The 4,141-nt window shown below is 32.3% G+C and carries 4 protein-coding genes, 1 pseudogene and 1 riboswitch; of the genes and pseudogenes, 1 reads left to right on the forward strand and 4 read right to left on the reverse strand.

The window, feature by feature from the left end; genetic code table 11:
* Positions 1-158: pseudogene (locus IDG60_RS07775) on the reverse strand (PTS alpha-glucoside transporter subunit IIBC); the annotation flags it as partial.
* A 329-nt stretch (positions 159-487) separates the two neighbouring features.
* Here IDG60_RS07775 and IDG60_RS07780 point away from each other — a divergent pair.
* Positions 488-1,252: a MurR/RpiR family transcriptional regulator gene (locus tag IDG60_RS07780; RefSeq protein ID WP_000477989.1), complete on the forward strand. Its 765-nt coding sequence runs from the start codon at positions 488-490 to the stop codon at positions 1,250-1,252.
* A 57-nt stretch (positions 1,253-1,309) separates the two neighbouring features.
* On the opposite strand, the gene IDG60_RS07785 is transcribed toward IDG60_RS07780, so the two are convergent.
* The 3 genes from IDG60_RS07785 to IDG60_RS07795 form a co-directional block, all read right to left on the reverse strand.
* Positions 1,310-1,816, reverse strand: coding sequence for an SRPBCC domain-containing protein (locus tag IDG60_RS07785; RefSeq protein WP_206160594.1), 507 nt, complete (start codon positions 1,814-1,816; stop codon positions 1,310-1,312).
* A gap of 166 nt (positions 1,817-1,982) precedes the next feature.
* Complete coding sequence (locus IDG60_RS07790) at positions 1,983-3,296, reverse strand: Na+/H+ antiporter NhaC family protein (protein ID WP_000451828.1); 1,314 nt, start codon at positions 3,294-3,296, stop codon at positions 1,983-1,985.
* A gap of 76 nt (positions 3,297-3,372) precedes the next feature.
* Positions 3,373-3,468: riboswitch (SAM riboswitch) on the reverse strand.
* Between the two features lie 52 nt (positions 3,469-3,520).
* Complete coding sequence (locus tag IDG60_RS07795; protein WP_001185190.1) at positions 3,521-4,090, reverse strand: hypothetical protein; 570 nt, start codon at positions 4,088-4,090, stop codon at positions 3,521-3,523.
* Positions 4,091-4,141 lie beyond the last annotated feature (51 nt).

Raw genomic sequence — 4,141 nt, forward strand, 5'->3', positions numbered from 1 at the left:
ACTGACCAAAATTTAAACCAAAACGTATGTTGATCTGCTAAACTCCCCATGATTGTAGGATTTTTAAATAATGTCGCAAAGCCAAGCACTATCCCAAAGAAAGCGAACATTAATACCGGTACAATCATTGCACTACCGAAACGCTTTATCGCATTCATCTTCTATTCCCTCCATATCATCTTTCCTAACAATACATCTAATTAGATTCATTTATAAATAGATGTCTTACTATTTAAATATAATATATAGTAAACGCTTACACACCTACAACGACATTGACGTATTTTGAAAGTATTTTGTATAATCAGATTATCTTTTCATATAGTGAAAATTTTTTCACGACCTTATATATGACATCGTTGTATTTGTAATACATTCGTTTTAAACGCATAATCAAACCTATATCAATACACAAATATATATAATGACATACAAGATTTTAATGTAATAACGATCTATCACACATTTATTTTCAAGGAGGTTGAATATGTTTTTAGATGAACACATTAATCGAAACTTTGATAAACTTAATGATAATGATTTACATATCGCTCACTTTATCAATACACATATAGATGAATGTAAAAATATGAAAATACAAGATTTAGCGCAATTCACACATGCCTCGAATGCAACCATTCACAGATTTACACGCAAATTAGGTTTTGACGGTTATAGTGATTTTAAATCGTACCTTAAATTTGAAAGTAATAAGACACACCAATTACCTTCTAACTCTATCGATAGTTTCAAACAAGAAATCGATAGTACATTCAGTTATTTAGAACGCGTTGATTACCAGCTTCTTACTGAAAAAATGCATACAGCTTCAACAATATATTTGTATGGTACAGGGCGTGCACAGTTAAACGTTGCTTCAGAGGCACAGCGTATATTGTTAACGTTACATAATCATGTCATTGTACTTCATGATGAACATGAACTTAAAATGATTTTGAACAAGAGTGAACCTAATGATTTATTCTTTATTATTTCATTATCAGGTGAAACACATGAATTATTAGAAGTAACAAACTTGCTTCAACTTAGACAAAAATACTTTATTTCTGTTACTACAATGAAAGATAATACCCTTGCTCAAAAAGCAAATTACAACGTCTATGTATCCAGTAACACATTCTACTTAACTGATGGTACAGACTATTCTAGCTTCATCAGTTATCATATATTCTTTGAAACACTTGTAAGAAAATATAATGAGTATTTACTACATAATGATATTTCAAATTAGAAAAAAGGAAGTTATGATTTAATGGCCTTGAGCCTATCATAACTTCCTTTTATCATTTTATTGTTGTGTTGATGTTTCGATAACGTGGTACATCTTATCAAACATCAATTCGAAACCATGCACCATGGCATCATGATATTCTTTTTTCTTTTGCTTGTATTCTAAATTAGTAAATCGTCTTTCTTTTTCAACTAATGAACGATAATAAAATAGCATTTGGGTGCCACCTGTTTCACGTTCAAAAAATTCTACCTTAATGACATCTTGTGTTTCACTTAGTCCAGGCATACCGATAGTCATCTTAACGTATTCATCCATAACTAAAGATTCATAAATGCCTTCAATCACATTTACTTTGCCATTACGTTGTTGATCTACAATACGATATTTACCGCCTTCTTTAACGTCCGCTTCAATCTCTTTATTCGTTCTGGCTGATGTCATAAACCATTGTTTCAACAAATCTTTCTTTGTCCAAGCTTCGTATACTAACTCTGGAGAAAATTTATAAAGCTTTTCAATTTCAACTTCGACATGTTCATTCTCTACATTAAATTTTGCCACTGTTGTCCACCCACTTTCGCTCTTACTTTTATTTTAACGTATTTTTGCTCAGTTCCAAACATAGATGATCATCATTTTTAAAAGATTAGCGTTATACGGTGAGTACAACATGATCTGTTAATATAACAAGCCACCTTACTTGGCTACATCGATATATTGTTAAGCATTAATGTTTCATTTCTTGACTAGTGTTCTTTTTTAGCTTTGGAAAATTAAATAAAATCGCAATAAGTCCGCATACACCTAATAATATAGGATAAATGCTGTATGGGAATAACATTAATGGTGAAATACCAGCTACACCAGCCGCTGAAATGACTTGCGGGCTATATGGTAATAAACCTTGGAAGCAGCCTCCAAATATATCAAGAATACTTGCTGATTTCCTTGAATCTACATCATATTCATCTGCAATATTTTTAGCTAAAGGACCTGACATAATAATAGAGATGGTGTTGTTTGCCGTGGCAATATCTGCGACACTTACCAAACTCGCAATTCCTAATTCTGCGCCACGCTTTGATTTCACTTTAGAGCGAACAAATTGCAACAACCATTCAATACCACCATTGTGTTGAATAATACCGACTAAACCACCAATTAGCAACGCAATCATAGCAATATCTTCCATGCTTATAATACCTTTGGACACTGCATCTAGTAGTCCCATCCAACCGAATGAACCATCTATGAGACCAATGATTCCAGCTAATAATGTTCCGCCAATCAATACGATAATGACATTTACACCTAATAATGCTAATACCAATACTAAAATATACGGTACAACTTTAATTAGATTATAATCATAGTTTTTAGCATGATTTAAAGAAATGCCATTCGTTAAGAAATACAGAATAATAATCGTTAAAATAGCACCTGGCAATACAATTTTAAAGTTTACTCTGAATTTATCTTTCATTTTCGTATGTTGTGTTCTAACCGCAGCAATTGTTGTATCTGAAATCATTGATAGATTATCGCCGAACATTGCACCTCCAACAACTGTAGCCATTGCTAGCGCAGTTGGTACATCTGTCGCTTGTGCAAATCCGTAACCAACAGGTGCTATTGCAGCAACAGTTCCTACAGACGTCCCCATAGATATAGAAACAAACATACAAATCACAAACAATCCTACAATAATTAAATTTTCTGGGATTAATGATAGTCCTAAATTAACTGTCGACTTTACGCCACCCATTTTTTCAGCTGTATTTGAAAATGCACCTGCTAAAATAAAAATCAACATCATTAAAATAATGTTTGAATGGCCTGCACCTTTCGTGAAGACCTCAACTTTTTTAGCAAATGATTCTTTTCGATTCATTAATAACGCCACAATTACCGTTATCGTAATTGCAACATTTAATGGCATTGAAGTAAAATCACCTGTGATAATACCTACGCCTAAAAACAACGCCACAAATAATAACAAGGGGAATAATGCCCAAGCATTGCTCTTTTTATGTACTTCCATCCTTTTTACCTGCTTTCCAATTAAAAATACCTCTTTCTCACAAACGATGAAGAAAGAGGTTTTCATGTGCTTTACCTGCTTATCTTCAAACCATTACGGTTACTGGAATTGGCACATTCGAGATGTTGCCGAGGCTTCATAGGGCCAGTCCCTCCACCTCTCTAGATAAGTGATGCTTATTTACGTTTACGTTACAAGATAATCCTTAGTACGTCAATCATAAATTAATCAGGAGTCGTATAATATTTTTCATAAACAATCATTGCTACTGTAATAATAATCAAAACAATAATGCTAATAACAAGTAAAAGCCACCATTTAAGCATTAATGCAATAAAAATGAACACGATAGACACACTTACTAATATTAATGATATGACTTTAAATTGCTGAACACGTTGCTTGGAGATGACTTTCAACTGTTTGTTTGATAGACGCGTATTTTTTATACTGATTCCCAGTATATTTTCTAATATTTGAACCAATACGATACTTATTGCAAATATAATAATTGGTAAAACATCATAGCTCCCTATAGTTAATGTATAAATTACAAATCCAATGTAAAGTAACCCTGAGACAAAGGATAAAAAGTATGCGACGTATTTGTTAAACTTAATGATATGCTTTTTAACGTTTTGATGGGTAAACCATACATTCATAATAATCGCAACTGCTACAAATAATGTGAATACTATATATAATGGTAATTTTTGTTCAGGAAAAACAGTCGCTATTCCAAAAGCTAATGCTAAAATCAAAAATAATATAGCTCTAGATACTATTAATGCCATAATAACAACCCCTTTGTTTAATATCGAGTTTGCAAATTTACGTTTATCAGC

The organism is Staphylococcus sp. EG-SA-2 (assembly GCF_017152085.1).

What these genes read in the sequence shown, in the direction of transcription:
- IDG60_RS07780 (WP_000477989.1), top strand. Translation starts at nt 488, where the DNA reads ATGTTTTTAGATGAACACATTAATCGAAACTTTGATAAACTTAATGAT.
- IDG60_RS07795 (WP_001185190.1), bottom strand. Translation starts at nt 4,090, where the DNA reads ATGGCATTAATAGTATCTAGAGCTATATTATTTTTGATTTTAGCATTA.
- IDG60_RS07790 (WP_000451828.1), bottom strand. Translation starts at nt 3,296, where the DNA reads ATGGAAGTACATAAAAAGAGCAATGCTTGGGCATTATTCCCCTTGTTA.